Raw genomic sequence first — 20,630 nt, forward strand, 5'->3', positions numbered from 1 at the left:
CATGAATGACTTCCTTGCCCGCGCCTACCGCCCCGAGGACGCGGCGGCGGTCGCCGATCTGTTCAACGCCGTGGCCCAGGCCGGCGGCGGCCACCTCGAACTTCCCGCGGCGGCGATCGAGAACGTCGTGGGCGCCGAGGTCAGGGACCTGGCGAGCGACACCCGGGTGATCACCGATGCGGAGGGCCGGCTGCTGGCCGCCGCGCTGGTGCGACTTCCGCCCGAGGGCGGGTTCCGGGTCAGCCTGACCGGCGGCGTGCACCCCGACCGCCGAGGCCGTGGGCTGGGGCGGGAGTTGCTGGCCTGGCAGCTCGACCGGGCGGCCGCACGACGTGCCGAGGCGGCGCCGGACGGGGAGTGGCTGGCCGAGGTCGACGCCGGCGTCCCCGATGCGGCGGCGATCCGGCTGTACGAGCGGCTGGGGTTCGCCGTCGAGCGGTTCTTCCTGGAGATGGCCGCGCCCACGTCCGCGCCCACCTCCTCGCCGTCCCTCGCACCCCCCGTCGAGGGCCTGCGGATCGTCCCGTACGCCCCGGACCGGGAGCGCGAGCTGCACGCCGTGCACAACGCGGCGTTCCGCGGCACCTGGGGCCACCAGGAGCGGGTCCTCGAGTCCTGGGCCGCGCGGACCGTGCGGTCGCAGACCTTCCTCCCCGAGGTGGCCCGGCTGGCACTGGCCGGCGACGAGGTCGTCGGGTACGTGCTGCCGTACGCCGACGCACCCGAAGCGCTCTACATCGGCCAGGTCGGCACCGCCCCGTCCTGGCGCCGACGGGGCGTGGCGGGCGCGCTGCTCTGCGACGTGCTGGAGGCGGCCGGCCGCGCCGGCTACACCGAAGCCGCGCTCGAGACCGACGCCGACAGCACCACGGGCGCGTCCGGCGTGTACGAGAAGGCCGGATTCGTCGTCAAGCACCGCGTCGCCGTCTACCGCAAGCCGGTCTGAGCACGACCGGACTCCGGTGCCACACTGGCCTCATGAAACGGGAGAGCGAGCCGGAGCGCGGGGGCCGGTGTTCCTTGTGGGCATCCCGCTCCTCGCCCGGGTCGTGCGACCACGACCGCGGCCTGCACCCGTGGAGGCAACAGGGGCCGGCGGCACGGGGCGGCCCTGAGGGTACCCGTCGAGCGCATGACGGGACCGAGCGACTGGACGTCAGAGGGATCGACTAGGGGTGTCGCCGTGAAGCCGCTGCTGTACCTGGACGTTGACGGTCCGCTGAACCCGTACGCCGCTCCTCTCTTCGAGCAGCCGTTGGACGGCTTCACGGTGATCGAGGTGCCGTACGAGCCGGGGCCGTTGCGGGTCTGGCTGGATCCACGGCACGGGGCGAGGTTGCTGGCACTGGAGTACGAACTCTGCTGGGGCACCTCGTGGATGGCCAAGGCCAACGAGTGGATCGCGCCGGTGCTGGGGTTGCCGGAGCTGCCGTACGTGGACTTCTCGCAGGTGCTCTTCCAGGAGCGGCCGGACGGTGTGCACTGGAAGACGCCGATCCTGGTCGAGCATGCCGCCGGGCGCCCGTTCGCCTGGGTGGACGACGAGTTGGGGCCCGAGGACGAGGCGTTCGTGGCCGCGCACCACCCGGGGGCGGCGCTGCTGCACTACGTGAGCCCGCTGAAGGGGCTGCGCGACGAGGACTTCGCAGTGCTGGCCGCCTTCGCCACGACCTTGACGAGCCCCGCGCTCCCGCCGCCACAGGAGCCGGAGGAGCCACAGGAGCCGGACGGGTACTGAGGGCGTCTCCCCCGGCGTCGTCCTCCTCGTCCTAGTCCTCGTCGTCCTCGTCGAGGCAGAGCGCCGCGAGCCGGGGCAGCCGCCGTCGCATCTCGTCGTCGTCCTCGAAGTCCCACTTCTCGCCCATGTCGGGCTCGGCGTCCTCGCACTTCGGCCTCGACGCCGCCCGGGCCTCCTGCGCGTCGTGGTAGCTGTCCTTGACTCCGGTGACCCGGTCGTAGGCCCACAGCGCCGCGTAGGTGGCGTCCTCCTGGAGGAGCGCCTCCTCCAGCTCGTCGACGGAGCCGGAGCCGCAGCCGGAGCCGCCGACCAGCGGGTGGTCGGCGAGGGAGTCCGGCGCGCCCGCCACGCGCTCGAACCACTCCCGGCCGAGGCTGATGAGGCCGGCGCGGAAGTCGATGAAGCCGTCGTCGGAGCACCAGCCGCTGATCAGGAACGAGGCCGCCCACACGTCCCAGCGGTGGACGGACGCGTGGACCGCCTCGAAGCGTTCGTCGAAGTCGAGGATGCGCCCCAACGGCAGCTCGGCCAGGACGTCGGTCAGCGCCTCCTCGAAGGGCTTCTCCGTGGCCGCGCGCGCCGTCTCGATGATGGTCCAGAACTCGTCGGTCTCCATGACCGAGGACTGTGCCAGACCCCGCCGACAGGTCACCGACGAGCGGGCGGCAGCGTGCCGACGCGAGGCCGGAACGGCCGGTGGCTCAGCTCCCGTCGCGCGGGGGCGGTGCGTGACGACCCGCGCCGTGGTCCCGGTCCGCCACGTAGTCGACGGTCTGCATCATGCCGAGGTCCTCGTGGTGGAGCTGGTGGCAGTGGGCCAGGGTGCGGCCGGTGAAGTCCTGGTACCGGACGAGGAAGGTGACGGATTGGCCGGGTGTGCCGCCGGTCAGGCCGACGGTGTCGTGCCAGACGGGCGGGTGCAGTCGTTCGCCGTTCCGGTGCGTGAGGAGGAACTGGTTGGTGTGGAGGTGGAACGGGTGGTTGAACGCCGGCACGGTCTCGTCGGTGCGGACGGTCCATCGTTCGACGGCGCCCAGGCGCAGGGTGTGGTTGGTGTAGTCGGGGTCGAACAGGCCGTAGGACGGGTCGCGGGTGAGGTCCCCGGCGGGGTCGGCCGGCGGGGTCGCGTCGGGTCCCAGCATGCGGAAGGCGTTGGGGAAGTCCCCGGCGAACACCTTGGGGTCGGCGTGGAAGACGACCTCCCGGTCGGCGTGGGGGTCGGTGATCTCGCTCGCGTCGAGGAACGGCCTGCCCGGCGGCAGGACGGCGGGCAGCCCCATCGGCGGCTCGACGGCCGGGCCGGTCACCTCGATCGTCATCAGCGGCCCGGGCACCGCCTCCGCCCGGAGTTCGTACCTGCCGGGCGCGGCGGGCCGGATCAGGAGGTCGGCGCGGTTGCCCATGGCCAGCTCCACCGACTCCCGTGCGACCGGCGCACCGAAGGTGACACCGTCCTGCGCGATCTGGTGCACCGTCATGGCGCCCTTGCTTCCGGTGATCGTGAGGCGCAGCGCGGCGAAGGCGGTCGCGGCCACCAGCCGCCAGCGCTGGACCTCACCCGGGCGCAGCGTGATGGTGGGGTTGACCGTGCCGTTGACGGTGAAGGTGGAGGGGATGCCCGTCATCCAGCCGCCCGAGGTGAAGGCCGGGACCTGGCCGTCCTTGAGCTTGAGTTCGTTGACGCACAGCACGACGTCGGCGGCCGCCCTGATCTCCGGGACCTCGTCCACGTCGCCCTCGACGACGATCACACCGGCCATTCCACCGACGATCTGCTCGGCGGTGGCTCCGTGCAGGTGCGGGTGGTACCAGTAGGTGCCGGCCGGGTGATCGGCCGGAACGTGGATGGTCGTCGTGTACCGCGGCTCCGCCGCACCGGCCGCGGCCTCGGCCGCGGTGCGCGGCGCGAACTCGCGTAGGACGTTGTCGGCGTCCCCGGACGGGGAGACGTGCATCCCGTGGGTGTGCAGGTTGAAGCTGTTGGGGTGGTGCGGCGTGTTGTGGCCGCCCTGGTGGGGCGGGTTGGGCGGCAGGGCGTTGACCTGCGTCAGCCGCAGCGTGTCCCCGCCGCGCAGACGCAGGGTCGGCCCCGGGATCGCCCCGTTGTAGGCGCGCGTGGTGACGGGGCCGTAGCCCGGGACGGAGACGCGCGTGAAGCGGACGTCCAGGGTCTGGTCGAGCACCCACGGGCCTGAGCCCGCCATCGGCCGCGAGACCGCCACGGCCGGCTGCGGAAACAGCACGGACGGCGGCGGCGACGACGCGCGGCGCCCGCTCAGGAGCCCGCCGGGCGCGACCGCGAGGCCAGCGACGGGGATGGCCCTGAGTACCGATCGACGGCGGATTCCACCGCTTTCTCCCATGAGCGAGCAATCTAGATCAACTCGGCCCGGCCACCCCGACGGCACACCGCACGGCACCTCCGGCGAAGAGGTACCGGGACTGGGACACCGACCAGTGGCTCGCCCTGCCCTCCCGGCCACACCGGCAGCACGAGGCCGTCCGCCGTTGGTGCGACTCCGTGGCCGCAGAGCGGAAGCGCTGCTGTCCTCGGCTTGGCTCCGAAGGCAGCACGTCCACCTCTTTGACCTCGACAGTACAACCCTGGCGTTATACAATCCCTGTGTTTTACAGGGTGCGCTGAAGCCGGGTGCGGGTGAGCTGGGACATCGTGTCCTGGACGAGGTACGCGACTGGTTACACCTCCTCCGCAAGGAGGATCGCGAGACGCTGCTCCTGGTCTCAGCAGCCATCGACCTCCTCGCAGAACGCGGACCAGGCTTGGGGCGCCCCTTGGTGGACACCCTCACGGGGTCACGCCTCCCGAATCTCAAGGAGCTACGGCCAGGGTCCGGAGGGTCCAGCGAGGTGCGGGTACTGTTCGCGTTTGATCCACGACGCAACGCGGTTCTTCTGGTGGCCGGCGACAAATCGAGCAACTGGAAGGGCTGGTACAAGGTGGCGATCCCTCTCGCCGAGGAGCGCTACTGGTCCCACCTGGGGAACAGCTGACATGGTTCATCTCGAACAGCGGGCGAGGGAGGCTCAATGAGTTCCACCTGGAAGGACGTCCGGGCCGAGCTGATCAGTCCGGAGGATGAGGGCGCGGTGGACACGCACCGTGGCCGCATGCTGGCCGAAGTACGGGCATACAGGCTCGTCGAGGCGCGGAAGCGGCGCGATCTGACTCAGCAGAACCTGGCTGACGCCATGGGGGTCACGCAGGCTCGCGTCAGCGCGATCGAGCGTGGCGCCATCAGTCGCGCCGAGCTGAGCACACTTGAGGCCTACGTCGCCGCTCTTGGCGGAAAGCTGGAGCTCGTCGCCGACTTTGGCGACGAGCGGCTCATTCTGGGATAGCCACAGGTCGTCATGGGTCGGGGGCCGACCGCGTGCAGCCGACCCCCGACCCATGACGTGCGGGCATGGCTGGCGCCCCCAGGGCCAACTGAAACAGCGCCGAACTCCCCACCCCGACAGCAGATGTACGGCATGCGGGAGGCGGCCCGCTGCTGCCGACGCCGGGGTTCGCGAGAACGGGGATGGCCCTGAGTACCGATCGACGGCGGATTCCACCGCTTTCTCCCATGAGCGAGCAATCCAGATCAACTCGGCCCGGCCACCCGAACGGCACACCGCACGGCACCTCCGGCCAGCGCGACCGGGCACGCACCGGACACCGCCCGGCCGCTTCGGAACGCACTGCGCGCCTGATGGCGACTCACCATGATTGCGCCACTGGCCCCGACCGGCGATTCTGAGCCGGTGCCAGGACAGGGGAAGAGAAAGCGGCGGCAAGAGGCCGAGAGGCAACGGCTCGCCGCTGGCACGGCGCCGGGCACGGGACGATGGGAAGTGATCTTCGAGACGGGCGACAACGCGGAACTGCGCATCCACCTGCGCGGCCTCCAGGAAGCGGGAATCGACGCGTCGATGATCCGGATCGACACGCTCTGTGGCCGCCTGCAGCACCCATCGGGTTATCGCCTGAGCCGTTTCGTGACGGACCCGACGGGTGAGTCCGACAGCGATCACGCGGACGCTTGATCGGGTGGCAGGTCGAGGCGGACCGGCGGACACCAGATGGGAGCGGAAGCCGCCCTTCCCTGTACTCAGGTCCGCAGGGCGCGGGCAGCCGACATCGGTCTCAGAGGTCTCAGAGGTCTCAGAGGTCTCATCGATTGACATTATGCAGGCATCTGCCTGCATAATGGATCCGTGAGCCTCTCCATAGCGATGGACTCGGTCTTCAAAGCGCTGGCCGACCCCACCCGACGACTCCTGCTGGACCGTCTGCGCGAGCAGAACGGCCAGACGCTGCGCGAGCTGTGCGAGCACCTGAACATGGCGCGCCAGTCGGCGACACAGCACCTCGACATCCTCGAGCGGGCCAACCTCGTGACCGTCGTGCGGCGCGGACGGGAGCGGCTGCACTACCTCAACCCGGCGCCGATCCACGAGATCGAGGAGCGCTGGATCTCGGGGTTCGACCGACCCCGTCTGCAAGCGATCAGCGCCATCAAGAACCAGGCAGAGGAGTACGCCATGGCCGACGAACCCACGACCGTACCGACCTACGTCTACGTCACCTACATCCGCGCCAACGCGGAGCAGGTGTGGCAGGCCCTGACGGACGCGGACCTGACCGCGCGCTACTGGGGGCACGCCAACGTCTCGGACTGGCAGCCGGGCTCGACCTGGGAGCACCGACGCGTCGACGGATCGGGCTCCGTCGACGTCGTCGGCCAGGTGCTCTCGGCCGAGCCCCCGACGCGCCTGGTCATCACCTTCGACGACGCCCCGGACGCCGAATCGCCGCGCGAGCCCTCGGTCGTCACGTTTCTCGTCGAACCGCACCAGGACATCGTCCGCCTCACGGTGACCCACGAGAAGCTCCCCAACCTGGCGATGCACGGCGGGATCTCGCGCGGGTGGCCGGCCGTCCTGGCGAACCTCAAGTCGCTGCTCGAGACCGGCGATGTCCTGCCACAGGCGCCGTGGGAGATGTCCCCGGCGCACTCCTGAGGCGGCGGTCGAGGCAGCGGTCGAGGCAGCGGTCGCCCCTGCCGTTCCCCGCCCTCACCCCGCGCGCGACCGCAGAAAGAGGAGGACCCGATGGACACCACCCCGCTGCGCGACGCCTACCGCGCGCTGCTGGACGCCGCCGCGACGGTGGCCGACTCCGGCGACCCGAGCCCCGTCCCGCCGACCGGCGAGTGGAACGCCGACCAGATCCTGGCGCACGTCGCCCTGGTCACCGCCGCCACCATCGCCGCCGCCTCCGCGGTCGCTTCGGGAGCGAACACGACGTACGACAACCGCATGGCGCTCGACACCTGGACCATCGAACGCGTCATCTCACTGGCCGGCGGCACCGCGGGGCTTCGGGACCGCGTCCGCCGCCAGGGAGACGCCCTCTGCGCACTCGGCGGCCCGGCGCTGGCCGAGGCCGAGCTCGACACACCGGTGCCCACGCTGCTGCTGTCCAAGGACAAGGTCCTGGTCGATCAGCCCGTGCCGCTGAGGGACCTCATCGCGGGTCTGGCAGCCGTGGAGCTGCCCGGCCACACGGAACAGTTGCTGGCCCTCCTGCCGGACGGCGCCCGCGCTGGAGCCAGGGCGTGAGGTCGGGCCGGCGAGCGAGTGCGCACCGCGGCAGATGATCCGCTGACCGAGGGTCCTGCCCCGGCCGCCGGTCTTGATCGCTGGCGATCTTGCTGATTGGTTGGTGGGCATGACTGAACTGGGACCCGTCGCCTGGCCGCCTGCCCCGATCAGGACCGAGCGGCTCGTGCTCCGCGAGCCCGAGGCCCGGGACCGCGCGGCGTTCATCGAGCTGCTGGCGTCGGCCGAGGTGCACACCTACCTCGGCGGTCCCCGGCAGCGCGACGAACTGGAGCGCGAGCTGCCCGAGGTGCCCGAACGGTGGCCGGGGAGCTTCGTCGTGGAACTCGACGGGGTGATGATCGGCCAGATCCTGCTCAGGCGGGCGTCGGAGCAGCACCGCCCGGCAGCGGCGGGCAAGGCCGACCTCGGCTACCTGTTCCTGCCACGGGCCTGGGGGGCCGGGTACGCCGCCGAGTCGTGCGCGGCGGCGCTCGACTGGCTCGACGGCGTCCTCCCCGGTGAGCCGGTGGTGCTCGCCACCCAGACCGCCAACGTCGGATCGATGCGCCTGGCCGCGAAGCTGGGGTTCACCGAGGTGGAGCGGTACCGGGCCTGGGACGCCGAACAGTGGCTCGGCCTGCGGCCGCCGACCCGTTCGGAGTCGTGATGGCCGTGCTGAGAAAAAGGGTTGAGGGGTGATCACCCGGCTGGTAGCTTTCCCTCGACCGTGCAGCCGCCCGAGGAGGTGAGACCCATGAACGCTGGATCCATATGGGTGCTCCCCCTCTTGTCACGGTAGGCGACTGACGCAGGTGTCGCCGGGAGCGCCTCGACAACAAGGCACTCCCGAAAGGCAACACCCATGAACTCTCTGCACTTCACCGCCGAGTCGTCGTCGAACGGCGTCCTCGAGCGCGACTTCACCGTGGGCGACGTCCCCGGTGTCCTCTGGTCGCCGGTCTCCGGCGCAGCCGGGCCCGCGCCCCTGATCCTGATGGCCCACGGTGGCGGCAACCACCGGAAGCACCCGGCGATGTCCGGCCGCGCCCGACTCCTGGTGGCGGGTTGCGGCTTCCACGTCGCCGTCATCGACGCGCCCGGTCACGGCGACCGGCCGCGCACGGCACACGACGAGGCGGAGGTCGCCGCCCTCTTCGCCGCACGGGCGGCGGGCGAGCCGGAGGGCCCGATCGTCGTGCGCTACAACGACCACCTGGCACAGCTGGCCGTGCCCGAGTACCGGGCTCTGCTGGACGCCCTCCAGGACCTCCCGGAGATCGGCACCGGCGGGCTGGTCGGCTTCTGGGGCATCAACATGGGCACCGCGATCGGCATCCCGTTCGTGGCGGACGAACCCCGGGTCTCCGCTGCGGTCTTCGGCCAGCACTGGCCCGACGTCCTGGCCGAGAAGGCGAAGCAGATCACCATCCCGATCGAGTTCGACCTGCAGTGGGACGACGAGCACATCACGCGCGAGGAGGGCCTCGCGCTGTTCGACGCGTTCGCCTCGCAGGAGAAGTCCCTGCACGTGAACTCGGGCCGGCACAAGGAGCTGCCCCGGTTCGAGGCCGACAGCGCGGTCCGGTTCTTCGCCCGGCACTTCGCCCGCCCGACGACCCAGCCGGCCTGACGTGCACGGTCGCGGCGTCCGGCCGGTCAGCCGGGCGGGCGCCGCGACCGGCTCTGTCGGAGGGTCAGACAGCTCCGAAAGCACCCGCCTTGACGCCCGCGACGAAGGCCGCGAAGGCGAGGGCGGGGAAGACGAGCGTGGGCCCGTGGGGGTCCTTGCTGTCGCGGACGGGCGTCAGGGCGGGCAGGCCGTCGGCGACCTCGATGCAGTTCCCGCCGTTGTCGGCGCTGTAGCTGCTCTTGCGCCACGCCAAGGTGGACCGACTGTCGGCTGTGGTCATCTCAGTTCCTTTGCGACGGCAGCGATCATGTCAATCGATGCTTGGGGCGGCAAGGCAACGGCCGTGAGCAGATCATAGGCACGCTGCGCCGCCTTAACGTCGGCTGGATCCCCAAGAATCTGGCCCTGCCGGAAGCCCTCCACATAGACGACTCCAGGGCCTTCATCCAGGGTAAGGAGCGAGAAGGCTCCTGCTGCTCCGGAGTGAGCCCCGGCGGAGAACGGGACGACTTGGACCACTGTTCGAGGGATCGTTGCGGCAGCGATGAGATGTTCAAGCTGAGCACGCATCACATCCGGTCCTCCGACATGACGTCGAAGCACCAGTTCATCGAGGACAACCCACAGCTCAGGCGCGTCAGCTCCGCCGAGGATGTGCTGGCGCTCCAGGCGGGCGGCCACCAACTCCTCACAGGCGGCCGGATCCGGTCGACCGGCTGCGAACACGGCACGAGCGTAATCCTGCGTCTGGAGCAGACCAGGAACTAGCTGGATCTCGAACGACCGGATCTCCGTGGCCGCTTCCTCCAGATCCACCCATGGCCGGAACCACGACGGGTACGCGTACCTAATCACCAGCTTCCACAGCCGCGCGAAGTGGTCACCCGTCCCGAACGTGGCGTCCGCCGCCCGTGAGAGGTCCATGGTCGGCAGGCGGGTGCCCGCCTCGATCTTGTTGAGCAGCGACGGTGCCATCAACGCCTGCTTCGCCAGCGCCCGTTGGCTGACGTTCTGCTCCAGTCGCAGGCGGCGCAGGTCCGTCGCGTAGAACGCGAGGACGGACTCCGTCGGGTCGAGCAGGTCTGCCAGAGCCATGGTCGAGCCCCCAAAGCGTGGACGGGCACACCGTCAACGTGCCCACGCCGGAATCGTAACCGCGCAGGGCCAGCAGTGGTGCACAGTCAGTGAGGATCGCCCAAACGAGTAGACGGGACGGCAAACCCCCTATGACCTCCATGATCGAGCGGCACCGCCATGCCCAACGCCAGGCCGCGGCCGACGCCGTCGACGAGTTGCGCGCCGCACTGGCGGGCGGCGACATCGTGCTGCCCTCGCTCGGGGTCGACCACCAGTCGCCGTTCACCGGCGTGGTCCTGGTCGAACTCGGATGCGCCAGACCCGATGTGGTGCGGCAGATGGCGCGCGCGATTCGCCGCGGTACCGCGGCCACCGCCCGCGCCGATGACTGAGCGTTGTCGGTGGCGCCGCCGGCGGCGCCGCTCCGCACCCGCTTCCAGCTGCCCCCTCGGCTGGCCGAACTGCCCGCTCTGCGAAAGGAACCGCCCTCGATGCCTCCCTCCAACGGCAGCTGCATGACCCTGCGGACCTACCGGATCACCCGCAGCGGCGAGCAGGTCGAGCTCTCCCGTCGCACGGTCGACCTGCCCTCCCCCGGCGTCATCGAGATCTCCAGCGTCTGGCCGGACTGCCGCTGCTCCCGTTGCTGCGCGCCTCCTCAACTCGCGGGCGAACGGCTCCGGTAGGCCAGCCTGGGCAGCAGCAGTTGGGTGATCGGGCCGACCGCGAGCGCGTACAGCACGGTGCCCACACCCACCGTGCCGCCGAGCAGCCAACCCAGGGCGAGCACCACGAGTTCGATCGCGGTCCGGACGAACCTGATCGAGCGCCCGGTGCTCGCCGACGCACCCGTCATCAGCCCGTCGCGCGGTCCGGGACCCAGCCGCGCGCCGACGTAGACGGCGGCGGCGAGCCCGTTCAGGGCGACGCCCCCGACCAGCAGCCCGATCCGCACGCCCAGTCCCGGGTGCTGCGGCAACAGCGTGAGCCCGAGGTCCGAGGAGAGCGCGAGGAGGGCGATGTTCGCGCCGGTGCCGAACGTCGGCTTCTGGCGCAGCGGGATCCAGCAGAGCAGCACCAGCACGCCGAGCCCGGCGCTGATGGTGCCGAAGCTGAACGGCGTGTGCCGCTCCACCCCCTCGTACAGCACGCTCCACGGGTTGACGCCGAGCGCCGCGCGGACCATCGCCGCCAGGCTGAAGCCGTACAAGGCGAGGCCGGCGAACAGCTGGGGCAACCGTTGTGCGGGCCGCTCGCTCAGCGGCAGGTAACCGAGATCGGGCCAGGGTGTGCGGCCGGCGGCCATGCGAGCCTCCAGGGGACGTCGTTCGAGGTACGGCTCGAACGTAGGCGGCGGGCACCCCGCTGGTCCCGGTCCACTTGAGGGGAACTGGACCAGTCGATGAGAATGCGAGCGTGTACTGGTACCTGACCGTCCGTTCGGACGACCACTACGGCGCGAGCGTGCCGACCGCCGAGGTCACCGCCCTGCTCGACGCCGAGCCCGGTCTGCTGCGCACCGATCTCGCCTGCTACCGGCAGGCCGAGGGGCACCCATGGCTCCAGATCGTCCTGGCCGCCTGCGACGCGGGCGGCAACTACGCCGTCCAGCCGGGCCGGGCGCCGCAGCGGGTCGGCGTGGTGGAGCTGATCTGCTCCGCCGCCGACGGCTCGCCGGGGTACGACCCCGCCCTCGCCCTGGCCCGGCGGCTCGCCGCGGCGTTCGGCTGGGAGGTGCTCGACCCGGACACCGACGAGCTGCTGCACCCGGCCGCCCCCGCAACCGCCGTCCCCGCCGCTCCCACCGCTCCCCCGGTCAGCCGAACAGCCGCGCCTCGCCCCGCTCCCGCAGCTGCTGGAACGCCGTCGGGGTCGGCCGCACCGGCAGGAACTCCTTGATCTTCCGGGCGCATTCGGCCGGGCTGCTGACGCCGGTGTCGACCTCGACGTCGTAGAGCCCATGCGCGTGGACCTGCTCGATCTGACCGGCCGCCAGGCCCACCGGCCGGTCCCCGCGGGCGCGTTCGCGCCGTTCGAGCTCCGGCAGCGGGCAGTGCACGCCGACCAGCACGACGTCCTGCGGCTCGAACAGGGCCAGGCAGTCGCGCAGTCGCCACTCCTGGCTGAAGAGGTGGTCGACCACCACGTTGTTGCCGCCCGCCGCCATGCCGGCCACCGCGCGGTGGAACCCCTGCCAGGTGCGGCGCAGCACGTCGGTCAACTCGTCCGGCGTGTACTGGCGATCACGGGCCCGCATCGCGTGGAAGCGGTCCACCGGGAGGTGGAAGTACGTCTCGTCCAGGGTCGCCAGCAGCTCCTCGGCGATGCTCGACTTGCCCGAACTCGACGTGCCGTTGAGAAAGATGATCAGTCCGCCGGTTGTCACCGGTGCCCCCCGCTGGATTCGTTCCTACCCGTCCGATCATGATGCCCGACCCCCCGAAGGACGCCCACCCCGCCCCCACCCCCGCCCTCGCTCACCCGGCCGCGAGCAGTTCCAGCTTGCGGCGGCTCTCCTCGTCGGCCGGGGTGTAGGCGACGAGCCGGGCGCCGGGCCGGGGCCCGAGCCACAGGTTGGTGAAGTCCATCCGCAGCACGCCGACCTCGGGGTGCAGGAAGCCCTTGCTGCCGTTCTCCCGGGCGCCCACCTCGTGGCGCTGCCAGGCCTCCTCGAAGTCGGGTGAGGCGTTGCGCAGCCGGGTGAGCAGGGCCTTCCAGGCGGGGTCGGCGACGTGGTCGGCCATCGCGGCCCGCAGCCGGGCCACCACCTGGGTGCGGGCGCCCTCCAGGTCCACCCAACGGGCCTGGAACTGCGGGTTGTTGAAGATCAGCCAGATCAGGTTGCGCTCCTCGAAGGGCAACGCGTCGAGTCCGCCGAGCATCCGGCAGTACATCGGGTTGAACGCCAGCAGGTCGTAGCGGCTGTTGAGCACGCAGGCGGGCAGGGGCGCGAGCTGATCGAGCACGAGCTGCACCGCCGGGTTGATCATCGGGCACTCGGTGGTCGGCTCGGGGTGGCCGGCGCCGGCCAGGATGTACAGGTGCTGGCGCTCGTTGGGGTCGAGCATCAGCGCCCGGGCGACCGCCTCCAGCACCTGACCGGAGACCTGGATGTCGCGGCCCTGTTCGAGCCAGGTGTACCAGGTCACCCCGACGGCGGCGAGCTGCGCGACCTCCTCGCGGCGCAGGCCCGGCGTGCGGCGGCGGCCGGTGCTGGGCAGGCCGACCTGCTCGGGTGAGAGCCGCTCGCGGCGGCTGCGCAGGAAGGCGGCCAGCTCCTGGCGGCGCACGTCGTCCGCGCCCGGGTCGGAGTGCGCGCCGGGGGCGGCCGGGGCGACGGCGGGAACGGAAGCGGGGTTCGCGGTACGCATGCTCCTAGGATGCGCCTCCAGTGACCCTGGTGCCAGGTATTCGTTATAACAGGATAACCAAGCTCTTGTACCAGGGTAAGAAGAGCCGGATCGTAGGACCCGTGACTCAGCAACTGGACCGCCCACAGGCCAACCCGATCCGCTCCTCCTACCGCGCCGCGGCGCCGACCCCGCCCGCCGCGCCCGCCCCGACCCGCACCCTCACGGTCGCCGGCCTGGTCACCGTCCTGCTCGGCGCGTTCCTGCCGATGCTCGACTTCTTCATCGTCAACGTCGCCCTGCCCACCATCGACCACGACCTCTCCGCCGGACCGGCCGTGCTGGAGCTGGTCGCCGCCGGGTACGGCATCGCCTTCGCCGTCCTGCTGGTGCTCGGCGGACGGCTCGGGGACAGCCTGGGCCGGCGCCGGCTCTTCATCGCCGGCGCGGCCGCCTTCGCGCTCACCTCGCTCGCCTGCGGCCTGGCGCCCAGCGCCTGGATGCTGGTGGCCGCGCGGGTCGCCCAGGGCGCCTCGGCCGCGCTGCTGATCCCGCAGGTGCTGGCCACCATCACCGCCGCCACCACCGGTCCGCAGCGCAACCGCGCGCTGAGCATCTACGGCGCGGTCGGCGGGATCTCGGTGGTGATCGGCCAGGTGCTGGGCGGCATGCTGGTGCAGGCCGACCTGTTCGGCACCAGCTGGCGCGCGGTCTTCCTGCTGAACGTCCCGTTCGCCCTGGTCACCGCCGTCCTCGCGGTGCGCTGGGTGCCGGAGAGCCGCTCCGCGCAGCCGAGCCGGGTGGACCTGCCCGGCACCGTGCTGCTGACCGCCACCCTGCTCGCCCTCTTCGTGCCGCTGATGGAGGGCCGCGCGGTCGGCTGGCCGCTCTGGACCTGGCTGCTGCTGGCCCTCTCCCCCGTCACCGCCTGGGCGTTCGTGGCCGTCGAGCTGCGGGCCGAGCGGGCCGGACGGCTGCCGCTGGTGCCGCTGTCGCTGCTGCGGATCCCCGAGATGCGCCGCGGACTGGGCATCGCGCTCCCGTACTTCGGCAACTTCGGCGCCTTCATGTTCATCCTGGCGATCACCCTGCAGCAGGGCCTGCGGCTGAGCCCGGTGGACTCCGGCTGGGCGCTGGTGCCGCTGGCGGTGGGCTACTTCACCTCCTCGCTGGCCGGCCCGCGGCTGATCGGGCGCTTCGGCAGCCGGGTGATCACCGCCGGTTCGCTGATCCAGCCGATCGGCACGATCCTGCTGATCACCACGGTGCTCACCGACTTCCAGCACCTGAGCGTGCTGACCCTGCTGCCCGCGATGGCGCTGACCGGGCTGGGCAACGGCCTGATCGGCACCCCGCTCTTCCGGGTGGTGCTCGCCAAGGTGCCGCACGAGCGGGCCGGGGTCGGCAGCGGGGTGCTGGCGACCACCCAGCAGTCCAGCCTGGCCCTGGGCGTGGCCACCTTCGGGACGCTCTTCCTCGCCCTGATCCCCTCGCTGGGGATGGCCCACGCGCTGGCGCTGGTGCTCACCCTGCAGTTGGTCGGCGCCGCGGTGATCAGCTACCTGAGCACCCGGCTGCCCCGCTCGATGGGCTGACGATCCTTCAGAACCGTGGGTCCGGGCCGGCGCCCGGGCCCGGTTCCGGTTCCGGGCCCGGCTCCGGTTCCGGCAGCGGCGGCGGCGGGTCGAGCAGCAGCTCCAGCACGTCGATCGCCGCGTACAGCCGCTCGCGCTGCTCGCCCGCGAGTCGGTCGATCCGCTCGGCCAGCAGCTCGGAGCGCTCCTGCCGGATCCGCGCCAGCAGCGCGCGGCCGGCCGCCGTCACGCTCACCAGCTGGGAGCGCCCGTCGGTGGGGTGCGGGACGCGCTCGACGAGGCCGCCGGCGCCCAGCGGCCCCAGCGTGCGGGTCATCGAGGGCGCGGCGACCGCCTCGCGCTGGGCCAGCTCGCTGACCGGCAGCGGGCCGTGCTCCTCGATCCGGGCCAGCGCCGAGAGCTGGGCGAAGGGCAGGTCCTGGCTGCCGGAGGCCTGGGCCATCTGCCGGTAGAGCCGGGCGTCCACCAGCCGCAGCCGGGTGACCTCGGCCGCCGGGTCCGACGAGACGCGTGACTCGGGCGAGCCGGAAGACGCGGGAGTGCTCACGAGCCCGCGCCCACCCGGGCGGAGGGCGCCGAGCGCGGCGGCTGCGGCGGCCGCTCGGCCCCGGCCCCGCGCCCGCGCAGCAGCGAGGCGCCGGCCGCCACCACCGACATCGCGATGGCGAGCCAGAAGACCACCACCAGCCCGTCGTGGAACGGCCCGGAGATCAGCTGCGGGAAGAACTCCCGCCCGGTGAGCGTCTGCTGGTTCGCCGCCGGCAACTGCCCCAGCAGCTGCGGACCGAGCAGCTGGCGGATCGGGTTGTAGCCGAGGAAGGCCGCGAAGAGCGTGCCGACCGGGGGCAGGGCGGCGATCGCGTGCGCGTCGGCGGCCGGCACGCCCTGGGCGGTCAGCCCGGAGCTGAGGGTGCCCGGCAGCGAGCCGGCCAGCCCGGCCACCATCAGCGAGAAGAAGACGCCGATCGACAGCACCATGCCGGCGTTCTGGAAGGTGGCCCGCATCCCGGAGGCGGCGCCGCGCGACTCGGCGGGCACGCTGGCCATGATGATCGAGGTGTTCGGAGCGGCGAAGAGGCCGCCGCCCAGGCCGTTGAGGAAGACCAGGAAGGCGAAGAGCGGGTAGGAGAAGTCGGTCGGCAGCACCAGCAGGCCGGCGAACGAGGCGGCCATCACCAGCAGGCCGGCCGCCGCGAAGAGCCGGGCGCCGAAGCGGTCCGAGAGGTAGCCGGCGACCGGCCCGGCGGCCAGGAAGCCGACGGTCAGCGGCAGCAGGTAGATGCCCGCCCAGAGCGGGGTGTCGGCGTAGTCGTAGCCGTGCAGCGGGAGCCAGATCCCCTGCAGCCAGATGATCAGCATGAACTGCAGCCCGCCGCGGGCGACCGAGCCCAGCAGCGCGGCGCCGTTGCCGCCGGCGAAGGCCAGGTCCCGGAAGAGCCGCAGCGGGAACATCGGCTCGGCGACCCGGTTCTCCACCACGCAGAAGACGACCAGCAGCGCGGCGCCGCCGATCAGTCCGGCCAGCACCCACGGGTCGGTCCAGCCCATGCTGTGGCCGCCGTAGGGCTGGATGCCGTAGGTGATGCCGGCCAGCAACGCGGTCAGCCCGACGCCGAAGGTGATGTTGCCCCACCAGTCGATCCGCCCGGGTCGTCGGATCCCCGTCTCGTGCAGCGAGCGGTAGGCCCAGACCGTCCCGACCAGGCCGATCGGCACGTTGACCCAGAAGATGCTGCGCCAGTCCCACTGGGCGAGCACCCCGCCCAGCACCAGGCCGACGAAGGATCCCGCGATGGCGGCCACCATGTTGACGCCCAGCGCCATGCCGCGCTGGCCGGCCGGGAAGGCGTCGGTGATGATCGCGGCCGAGTTGGCCATCAGCATCGCGCCGCCGACGGCCTGCACCACCCGCCAGCCGATCAGCCAGAGCGCGCCGCCACCGCCGTCCAACGGGTCCAGCGAGAGGATCACCGAGGTCAGGGTGAAGATCAGGAAGCCGGCGTTGTAGATCCGCACCCGGCCCCAGATGTCGCCGAGCCGACCCAGGGCCACCACCAGGACCGCGGTCACCAGCATGTAGCCCATCAGCATCCAGAGCAGGTAGCTGACGTTGCCGGGCTGCAGCGGGTCGAGGTGGATGCCGTTGAAGATCGCGGGCAGCGAGATCAGCACGATCGAGCTGTTGATGGTCGCCACCAGCATGCCCAGCGTGGTGTTGGACAGCGCCACCCACTTGTAGTGCGGGTGGTCGGCGCCGATCCAGCGCCTCCCCCGCTCGGTCCCGCCGGCCGGTCCTGCCGTCCCGCTCGTCGCCATCAGCGCGCTCCCCTCGGCCCGACTACTTAGCTCACGTGAACTAAGTATCCCGTCATACTGATATGCCCGGCAAGGCCCGAAATTCCTCCGCCCCTGTCGGCACCGGATGCGATCCTGTCGCCATGAGCACCACCGAGGACCAGACCACCACCACCCCCACCACCCCCACCGACGTCCGTACCCGCGACCAGCTCGTCGCCCTGCTCGAAGCCGGCGCGACCCCCAAGTACCTGCTCTTCTGGGGCCACCGCCCCGAGCGCGACGGGCGGATCGGCGCCGGCTCGCTGAGCCAGTGGTGGCCGGCCCCGTTCACCGTCGACGGCCTCACCTACGCCACCGCCGAGCACTGGATGATGGCGGGCAAGGCGCGGCTCTTCGGGGACGAGGAGATCGTGCCCCGGATCCTGGCCGCCCGGACGCCCGCCGAGGCCAAGAAGCTCGGCCGGCTGGTGCGCGGCTTCGAGGACCGGCGCTGGGAGCAGGAGCGGTTCGACCTGGTGGTGGCGGGCAACGTGGCCAAGTTCGGGCAGCACGAGGAGCTGCGCGCCTACCTGCTCGGCACCGCCCGGCGCGTCCTGGTGGAGTCCAGCCCGCTCGACCGGGTCTGGGGCACGGGCCTGGCCGCCGACGACGAGCACGCCACCGTCCCGTCCCGGTGGCGCGGCCTCAACCTGCTCGGCTTCGCGCTGATGGCCGCCCGCGCCGAGCTCGCGGGGAGCTGAGGAGACGCGAGTGCCCCGCGCGACGGCGTCGCGCGGGGCACTTCGGTGTTGCGGGTTCAGCAGCCGATCAGGCGGGCACCGAGGTAGCTCTTCACCTGGTCCAGCGAGACCCGCTCCTGGGCCATGGTGTCGCGCTCGCGGATGGTGACCGCGTTGTCCTCGAGGGTGTCGAAGTCGACGGTGACGCAGAACGGCGTGCCGATCTCGTCCTGGCGGCGGTAGCGCTTGCCGATCGCGCCGGCGTCGTCGAACTCGACGTTCCACGCCTGGCGCAGGTCGGCGGCCAGGCCCCGCGCCTTCGGCGAGAGGTCGGCGTTGCGCGACAGCGGCAGCACCGCGACCTTGACCGGGGCCAGGCGCGGGTCGAGCCGCATGCCGACGCGCTTCTCCATGACGCCCTTGGCGTTGGGCGCCTCGTCCTCGAAGTAGGCGTCGAGCAGGAAGGCCAGCATGGCGCGGTTGAGGCCGGCCGCCGGCTCGATGACGTACGGGAAGTACCGCTCGCCGGACTCCTGGTCGAAGTACTTGAGGTCCTGGCCGGAGGCCTCGCTGTGGGTGGCGAGGTCGTAGTCGGTGCGGTTGGCCACACCCTCCAGCTCGGAGAACTCGCTGCCGCCGAAGTTGAAGCGGTACTCGATGTCGACCGTGCGCTTGGCGTAGTGCGAGAGCTTCTCCTTCGGGTGCTCGAAGAAGCGCATGTTCTCGGTGCGCAGGCCCAGGCCCACGTACCAGTCCCAGCGCTGCTGGAGCCAGTACTCGTGCCAGGTCTCGTCCTCGCCGGGCTTGACGAAGAACTCCATCTCCATCTGCTCGAACTCGCGGGTGCGGAAGATGAAGTTGCCGGGGGTGATCTCGTTGCGGAAGCTCTTGCCGATCTGGGCGATGCCGAACGGCGGCTTCTTGCGCGAGGTGGTCTGCACGGCCTTGAAGTTGGTGAAGATGCCCTGCGCGGTCTCCGGGCGCAGGTAGGCCAGGCCACCCGCGTCCTCGGTGACGCCCAGGTGCGTCTTCAGCATGCCCGAGAACTCCTTGGGCTCGGTGAAGGCGCCCTTGGTGCCGCAGTGCGGGCAGTTGACGTCGGCCAGGCCGTTGGCGGGCAGCCGGCCGTGCTTGGCCTCGTACGCCTCCTCCAGGTGGTCCGCGCGGTAGCGCTTGTGGCAGGAGGTGCACTCGGTCAGCGGGTCGTTGAAGGTGGCGACGTGGCCGGAGGCCTCCCAGACCTCACGGGCCAGGATCACCGAAGAGTCGAGACCCACGACGTCCTCGCGCGCGGTGACCATCGAACGCCACCACTGGCGCCGGATGTTCTCCTTGAGCTCGACACCCAGTGGCCCGTAGTCCCAGGCGGCCTTGGTGCCACCGTAGATCTCGCTGCAGGGGTAGACGAAGCCACGGCGCTTGCTCAGGCTGACAATCGTGTCGATCTTGTCGGCGGCCACAGTGCTCTCTTCAGGACGACGCCGTACTGGGTACGACGGCACGGTCAAGGCGCGGCTGGTTGCACGCACCCGAATACCTCAGGTTACCGGGCGGGCGGGTACGGGTTCACATCGTTAAGCGGCTCCGGCGTGGCCGTCGGGGGGCCGCGAGCCCCAAGGAAGTTGACAATCATTTCCAGTTAATATGAGAATGGTTGTCATGATGCTCCGATCCGCACGCCGCTCCATAGCCCTCGCCGCCACCGCGGCGACGGCTGCCCTGCTGCTGACCGCCTGTGGCGGCGGCAGCGGTGCCCGCGGCGCGGACGGCCGGCTGAACGTGGTGGCGTCCTTCTACCCCCTGCAGTACCTGGCCGAGCAGATCGGCGGCGGCCACCTCAACGTGACCGACCTCACCGCCGACGGCACCGAGCCGCACGACCTGGAGCTGACGCCCCGGCAGGTCGGCACCGTGCAGGAGGCCGGCGTGATCCTCTACCTCAAGGGCCTGCAGCCCACCGTGGACAAGGCCGTCGAGCAGGCGAGCAGCAAGCACGTGGTGGACGCCACCGCCGCCTCCCCGCTGGTCGACCACCACCTCGACGAGGGCGCCGCCGAGGACTCGGCCGGCCACGTCCACCCCGGCGCCGCCGGCGACCCGCACATCTGGCTGGACCCCAGCCGCTACGCGGCGGTCGCCCGGTCGGTCGGCGCCGAGCTGGCCCGGGCCGACCCGGCCAACGCGGCCGAGTACGGCGCCAACACCGAGGCGCTGGTGGGCCGGCTCACCGCCCTCGACCAGAGCTTCCGCGCCGGTCTGGCGAGCTGCCGCAGCACCGCCTTCGTCACCAGCCACGCCGCCTTCGGCTACCTCGCCGACCACTACGGCCTGGAGCAGATCGCCATCAACGGGGTCGACCCCGAGTCGGAGCCGACCCCCTCGCGGCTGGCCGACATCCAGCAGGCCGCCAAGACCCACGACGTCTCCACGATCTTCTTCGAGGCCCTGGTCAGCCCCAAGCTCGCGCAGAGCGTGGCCCGGGACCTGGGCCTGCGGAGCGCGGTGCTGGACCCGCTGGAGGGCGTCAAGGACCCCGCCGCGGACGACTACTTCTCGATCATGCGGCAGAACCTGACCAACCTGCAGACCGCTCTCGGCTGCACGAGCTGACGGGAC

The 20,630-nt window shown here is 71.3% G+C and carries 25 protein-coding genes; 15 read left to right on the plus strand and 10 right to left on the minus strand.

What is annotated here, in order from left to right:
• Position 1 precedes the first annotated feature (1 nt).
• Together ABD323_RS01085 and ABD323_RS01090 are read left to right on the plus strand one after the other, a co-directional pair.
• Positions 2-946, plus strand: coding sequence for a GNAT family N-acetyltransferase (locus tag ABD323_RS01085; RefSeq protein ID WP_344437880.1), 945 nt, complete (start codon positions 2-4; stop codon positions 944-946).
• A 186-nt stretch (positions 947-1,132) separates the two neighbouring features.
• On the plus strand, positions 1,133-1,738 hold the full coding sequence (locus tag ABD323_RS01090; RefSeq protein ID WP_344437882.1) for an HAD domain-containing protein: 606 nt from the start codon (positions 1,133-1,135) through the stop codon (positions 1,736-1,738).
• 31 nt (positions 1,739-1,769) lie between these two features.
• Here ABD323_RS01090 and ABD323_RS01095 read toward each other — a convergent pair whose 3' ends face one another.
• Complete coding sequence (locus ABD323_RS01095) at positions 1,770-2,354, minus strand: DUF4240 domain-containing protein (RefSeq protein WP_344437884.1); 585 nt, start codon at positions 2,352-2,354, stop codon at positions 1,770-1,772.
• Between the two features lie 85 nt (positions 2,355-2,439).
• Positions 2,440-3,921: a multicopper oxidase family protein gene (locus ABD323_RS01100; protein WP_344437887.1), complete on the minus strand. Its 1,482-nt coding sequence runs from the start codon at positions 3,919-3,921 to the stop codon at positions 2,440-2,442.
• 178 nt (positions 3,922-4,099) lie between these two features.
• Here ABD323_RS01100 and ABD323_RS01105 point away from each other — a divergent pair, with 178 nt between their 5' ends.
• The 7 genes from ABD323_RS01105 to ABD323_RS01135 all read left to right on the plus strand — a co-directional run bounded on the left by ABD323_RS01105 (position 4,100) and on the right by ABD323_RS01135 (position 8,975).
• Entirely contained in the window at positions 4,100-4,750 is a 651-nt protein-coding gene (locus tag ABD323_RS01105) for a type II toxin-antitoxin system RelE/ParE family toxin (protein WP_344437889.1), read from the plus strand.
• Positions 4,751-4,786: 36 nt separating this feature from the next.
• Positions 4,787-5,098 (plus strand): helix-turn-helix domain-containing protein, encoded by a 312-nt coding sequence (locus ABD323_RS01110; RefSeq protein WP_344437890.1) that lies wholly within the window; start codon positions 4,787-4,789, stop codon positions 5,096-5,098.
• 495 nt (positions 5,099-5,593) lie between these two features.
• Positions 5,594-5,785, plus strand: a complete 192-nt coding sequence (locus ABD323_RS01115; RefSeq protein ID WP_344437893.1) for a hypothetical protein — start codon at positions 5,594-5,596, stop codon at positions 5,783-5,785.
• Between the two features lie 189 nt (positions 5,786-5,974).
• A complete protein-coding gene (locus ABD323_RS01120; protein ID WP_344438037.1) occupies positions 5,975-6,763 on the plus strand; it encodes an ArsR/SmtB family transcription factor in 789 nt (262 codons plus the stop codon).
• A gap of 90 nt (positions 6,764-6,853) precedes the next feature.
• The gene (locus ABD323_RS01125) at positions 6,854-7,363 is read left to right on the plus strand and encodes a hypothetical protein (RefSeq protein WP_344437896.1); all 510 of its coding nucleotides are present in this window, start codon (positions 6,854-6,856) and stop codon (positions 7,361-7,363) included.
• A 109-nt stretch (positions 7,364-7,472) separates the two neighbouring features.
• The gene (locus ABD323_RS01130) at positions 7,473-8,012 is read left to right on the plus strand and encodes a GNAT family N-acetyltransferase (protein WP_344437898.1); all 540 of its coding nucleotides are present in this window, start codon (positions 7,473-7,475) and stop codon (positions 8,010-8,012) included.
• A 195-nt stretch (positions 8,013-8,207) separates the two neighbouring features.
• Positions 8,208-8,975, plus strand: coding sequence for an alpha/beta hydrolase family protein (locus ABD323_RS01135; RefSeq protein WP_344437900.1), 768 nt, complete (start codon positions 8,208-8,210; stop codon positions 8,973-8,975).
• A 64-nt stretch (positions 8,976-9,039) separates the two neighbouring features.
• On the opposite strand, the gene ABD323_RS01140 is transcribed toward ABD323_RS01135, so the two are convergent.
• A complete protein-coding gene (locus ABD323_RS01140; RefSeq protein WP_344437902.1) occupies positions 9,040-9,255 on the minus strand; it encodes a DUF397 domain-containing protein in 216 nt (71 codons plus the stop codon).
• Entirely contained in the window at positions 9,252-10,070 is an 819-nt protein-coding gene (locus ABD323_RS01145) for a helix-turn-helix domain-containing protein (RefSeq protein ID WP_344437904.1), read from the minus strand. Before ABD323_RS01145 ends, ABD323_RS01140 begins: the two co-directional genes overlap by 4 nt.
• 140 nt (positions 10,071-10,210) lie before the next feature.
• Here ABD323_RS01145 and ABD323_RS01150 point away from each other — a divergent pair, with 140 nt between their 5' ends.
• Positions 10,211-10,444, plus strand: coding sequence for a hypothetical protein (locus tag ABD323_RS01150; protein ID WP_344437906.1), 234 nt, complete (start codon positions 10,211-10,213; stop codon positions 10,442-10,444).
• A gap of 99 nt (positions 10,445-10,543) precedes the next feature.
• Entirely contained in the window at positions 10,544-10,738 is a 195-nt protein-coding gene (locus ABD323_RS01155) for a hypothetical protein (RefSeq protein WP_344437908.1), read from the plus strand.
• Here the strand turns inward: ABD323_RS01155 and yczE are convergent.
• On the minus strand, positions 10,711-11,358 hold the full coding sequence (yczE, locus tag ABD323_RS01160) for a membrane protein YczE (RefSeq protein ID WP_344437910.1): 648 nt from the start codon (positions 11,356-11,358) through the stop codon (positions 10,711-10,713). The genes ABD323_RS01155 and yczE overlap by 28 nt on opposite strands.
• Before the next feature lie 110 nt (positions 11,359-11,468).
• On the opposite strand from yczE, the gene ABD323_RS01165 reads away from it, so the two are divergent.
• Positions 11,469-11,951: a hypothetical protein gene (locus ABD323_RS01165; protein ID WP_344437912.1), complete on the plus strand. Its 483-nt coding sequence runs from the start codon at positions 11,469-11,471 to the stop codon at positions 11,949-11,951.
• On the opposite strand, the gene ABD323_RS01170 is transcribed toward ABD323_RS01165, so the two are convergent.
• On the minus strand, positions 11,869-12,438 hold the full coding sequence (locus ABD323_RS01170; RefSeq protein WP_344437915.1) for a chloramphenicol phosphotransferase CPT family protein: 570 nt from the start codon (positions 12,436-12,438) through the stop codon (positions 11,869-11,871). The genes ABD323_RS01165 and ABD323_RS01170 overlap by 83 nt on opposite strands.
• A gap of 91 nt (positions 12,439-12,529) precedes the next feature.
• A complete protein-coding gene (locus tag ABD323_RS01175; protein WP_344437917.1) occupies positions 12,530-13,423 on the minus strand; it encodes a helix-turn-helix transcriptional regulator in 894 nt (297 codons plus the stop codon).
• 101 nt (positions 13,424-13,524) lie between these two features.
• Here ABD323_RS01175 and ABD323_RS01180 point away from each other — a divergent pair, with 101 nt between their 5' ends.
• Positions 13,525-14,997 carry an MFS transporter gene (locus tag ABD323_RS01180; RefSeq protein WP_425555819.1) on the plus strand — a complete coding sequence of 491 codons (1,473 nt, stop codon included), beginning with the start codon at positions 13,525-13,527 and terminating at the stop codon, positions 14,995-14,997.
• 7 nt (positions 14,998-15,004) lie between these two features.
• On the opposite strand, the gene ABD323_RS01185 is transcribed toward ABD323_RS01180, so the two are convergent.
• Together ABD323_RS01185 and ABD323_RS01190 are read right to left on the minus strand one after the other, a co-directional pair.
• Entirely contained in the window at positions 15,005-15,544 is a 540-nt protein-coding gene (locus ABD323_RS01185) for a MarR family winged helix-turn-helix transcriptional regulator (protein ID WP_344437919.1), read from the minus strand.
• The gene (locus ABD323_RS01190) at positions 15,541-17,313 is read right to left on the minus strand and encodes an MFS transporter (RefSeq protein ID WP_425555820.1); all 1,773 of its coding nucleotides are present in this window, start codon (positions 17,311-17,313) and stop codon (positions 15,541-15,543) included. The genes ABD323_RS01185 and ABD323_RS01190 overlap by 4 nt, the downstream gene beginning before the upstream one ends.
• 122 nt (positions 17,314-17,435) lie before the next feature.
• Here ABD323_RS01190 and ybiA point away from each other — a divergent pair, with 122 nt between their 5' ends.
• Positions 17,436-18,035 carry a riboflavin biosynthesis intermediates N-glycosidase gene (ybiA, locus tag ABD323_RS01195; protein ID WP_344437922.1) on the plus strand — a complete coding sequence of 200 codons (600 nt, stop codon included), beginning with the start codon at positions 17,436-17,438 and terminating at the stop codon, positions 18,033-18,035.
• A gap of 56 nt (positions 18,036-18,091) precedes the next feature.
• On the opposite strand, the gene ABD323_RS01200 is transcribed toward ybiA, so the two are convergent.
• Positions 18,092-19,474 carry a glycine--tRNA ligase gene (locus ABD323_RS01200; protein WP_344437924.1) on the minus strand — a complete coding sequence of 461 codons (1,383 nt, stop codon included), beginning with the start codon at positions 19,472-19,474 and terminating at the stop codon, positions 18,092-18,094.
• 199 nt (positions 19,475-19,673) lie between these two features.
• On the opposite strand from ABD323_RS01200, the gene ABD323_RS01205 reads away from it, so the two are divergent.
• The gene (locus tag ABD323_RS01205; protein WP_344437926.1) at positions 19,674-20,624 is read left to right on the plus strand and encodes a metal ABC transporter substrate-binding protein; all 951 of its coding nucleotides are present in this window, start codon (positions 19,674-19,676) and stop codon (positions 20,622-20,624) included.
• Positions 20,625-20,630: the final 6 nt, after the last annotated feature.

It is taken from the genome of Kitasatospora nipponensis (assembly GCF_039528135.1).
GTDB lineage: Bacteria > Actinomycetota > Actinomycetes > Streptomycetales > Streptomycetaceae > Kitasatospora > Kitasatospora nipponensis.

What these genes read in the sequence shown, in the direction of transcription:
- ABD323_RS01085 (WP_344437880.1), top strand. Translation starts at nt 2, where the DNA reads ATGAATGACTTCCTTGCCCGCGCCTACCGCCCCGAGGACGCGGCGGCG.
- ABD323_RS01155 (WP_344437908.1), top strand. Translation starts at nt 10,544, where the DNA reads ATGCCTCCCTCCAACGGCAGCTGCATGACCCTGCGGACCTACCGGATC.
- ABD323_RS01175 (WP_344437917.1), bottom strand. Translation starts at nt 13,423, where the DNA reads ATGCGTACCGCGAACCCCGCTTCCGTTCCCGCCGTCGCCCCGGCCGCC.
- ABD323_RS01130 (WP_344437898.1), top strand. Translation starts at nt 7,473, where the DNA reads ATGACTGAACTGGGACCCGTCGCCTGGCCGCCTGCCCCGATCAGGACC.
- ABD323_RS01105 (WP_344437889.1), top strand. Translation starts at nt 4,100, where the DNA reads ATGAGCGAGCAATCTAGATCAACTCGGCCCGGCCACCCCGACGGCACA.
- ABD323_RS01150 (WP_344437906.1), top strand. Translation starts at nt 10,211, where the DNA reads ATGATCGAGCGGCACCGCCATGCCCAACGCCAGGCCGCGGCCGACGCC.
- ABD323_RS01110 (WP_344437890.1), top strand. Translation starts at nt 4,787, where the DNA reads ATGAGTTCCACCTGGAAGGACGTCCGGGCCGAGCTGATCAGTCCGGAG.
- ABD323_RS01145 (WP_344437904.1), bottom strand. Translation starts at nt 10,070, where the DNA reads ATGGCTCTGGCAGACCTGCTCGACCCGACGGAGTCCGTCCTCGCGTTC.
- ABD323_RS01140 (WP_344437902.1), bottom strand. Translation starts at nt 9,255, where the DNA reads ATGACCACAGCCGACAGTCGGTCCACCTTGGCGTGGCGCAAGAGCAGC.
- ABD323_RS01095 (WP_344437884.1), bottom strand. Translation starts at nt 2,354, where the DNA reads ATGGAGACCGACGAGTTCTGGACCATCATCGAGACGGCGCGCGCGGCC.
- ABD323_RS01190 (WP_425555820.1), bottom strand. Translation starts at nt 17,313, where the DNA reads ATGGCGACGAGCGGGACGGCAGGACCGGCCGGCGGGACCGAGCGGGGG.
- ABD323_RS01125 (WP_344437896.1), top strand. Translation starts at nt 6,854, where the DNA reads ATGGACACCACCCCGCTGCGCGACGCCTACCGCGCGCTGCTGGACGCC.
- ABD323_RS01120 (WP_344438037.1), top strand. Translation starts at nt 5,975, where the DNA reads ATGGACTCGGTCTTCAAAGCGCTGGCCGACCCCACCCGACGACTCCTG.
- yczE (WP_344437910.1), bottom strand. Translation starts at nt 11,358, where the DNA reads ATGGCCGCCGGCCGCACACCCTGGCCCGATCTCGGTTACCTGCCGCTG.
- ABD323_RS01090 (WP_344437882.1), top strand. Translation starts at nt 1,133, where the DNA reads ATGACGGGACCGAGCGACTGGACGTCAGAGGGATCGACTAGGGGTGTC.
- ABD323_RS01135 (WP_344437900.1), top strand. Translation starts at nt 8,208, where the DNA reads ATGAACTCTCTGCACTTCACCGCCGAGTCGTCGTCGAACGGCGTCCTC.
- ABD323_RS01205 (WP_344437926.1), top strand. Translation starts at nt 19,674, where the DNA reads ATGATGCTCCGATCCGCACGCCGCTCCATAGCCCTCGCCGCCACCGCG.
- ybiA (WP_344437922.1), top strand. Translation starts at nt 17,436, where the DNA reads ATGAGCACCACCGAGGACCAGACCACCACCACCCCCACCACCCCCACC.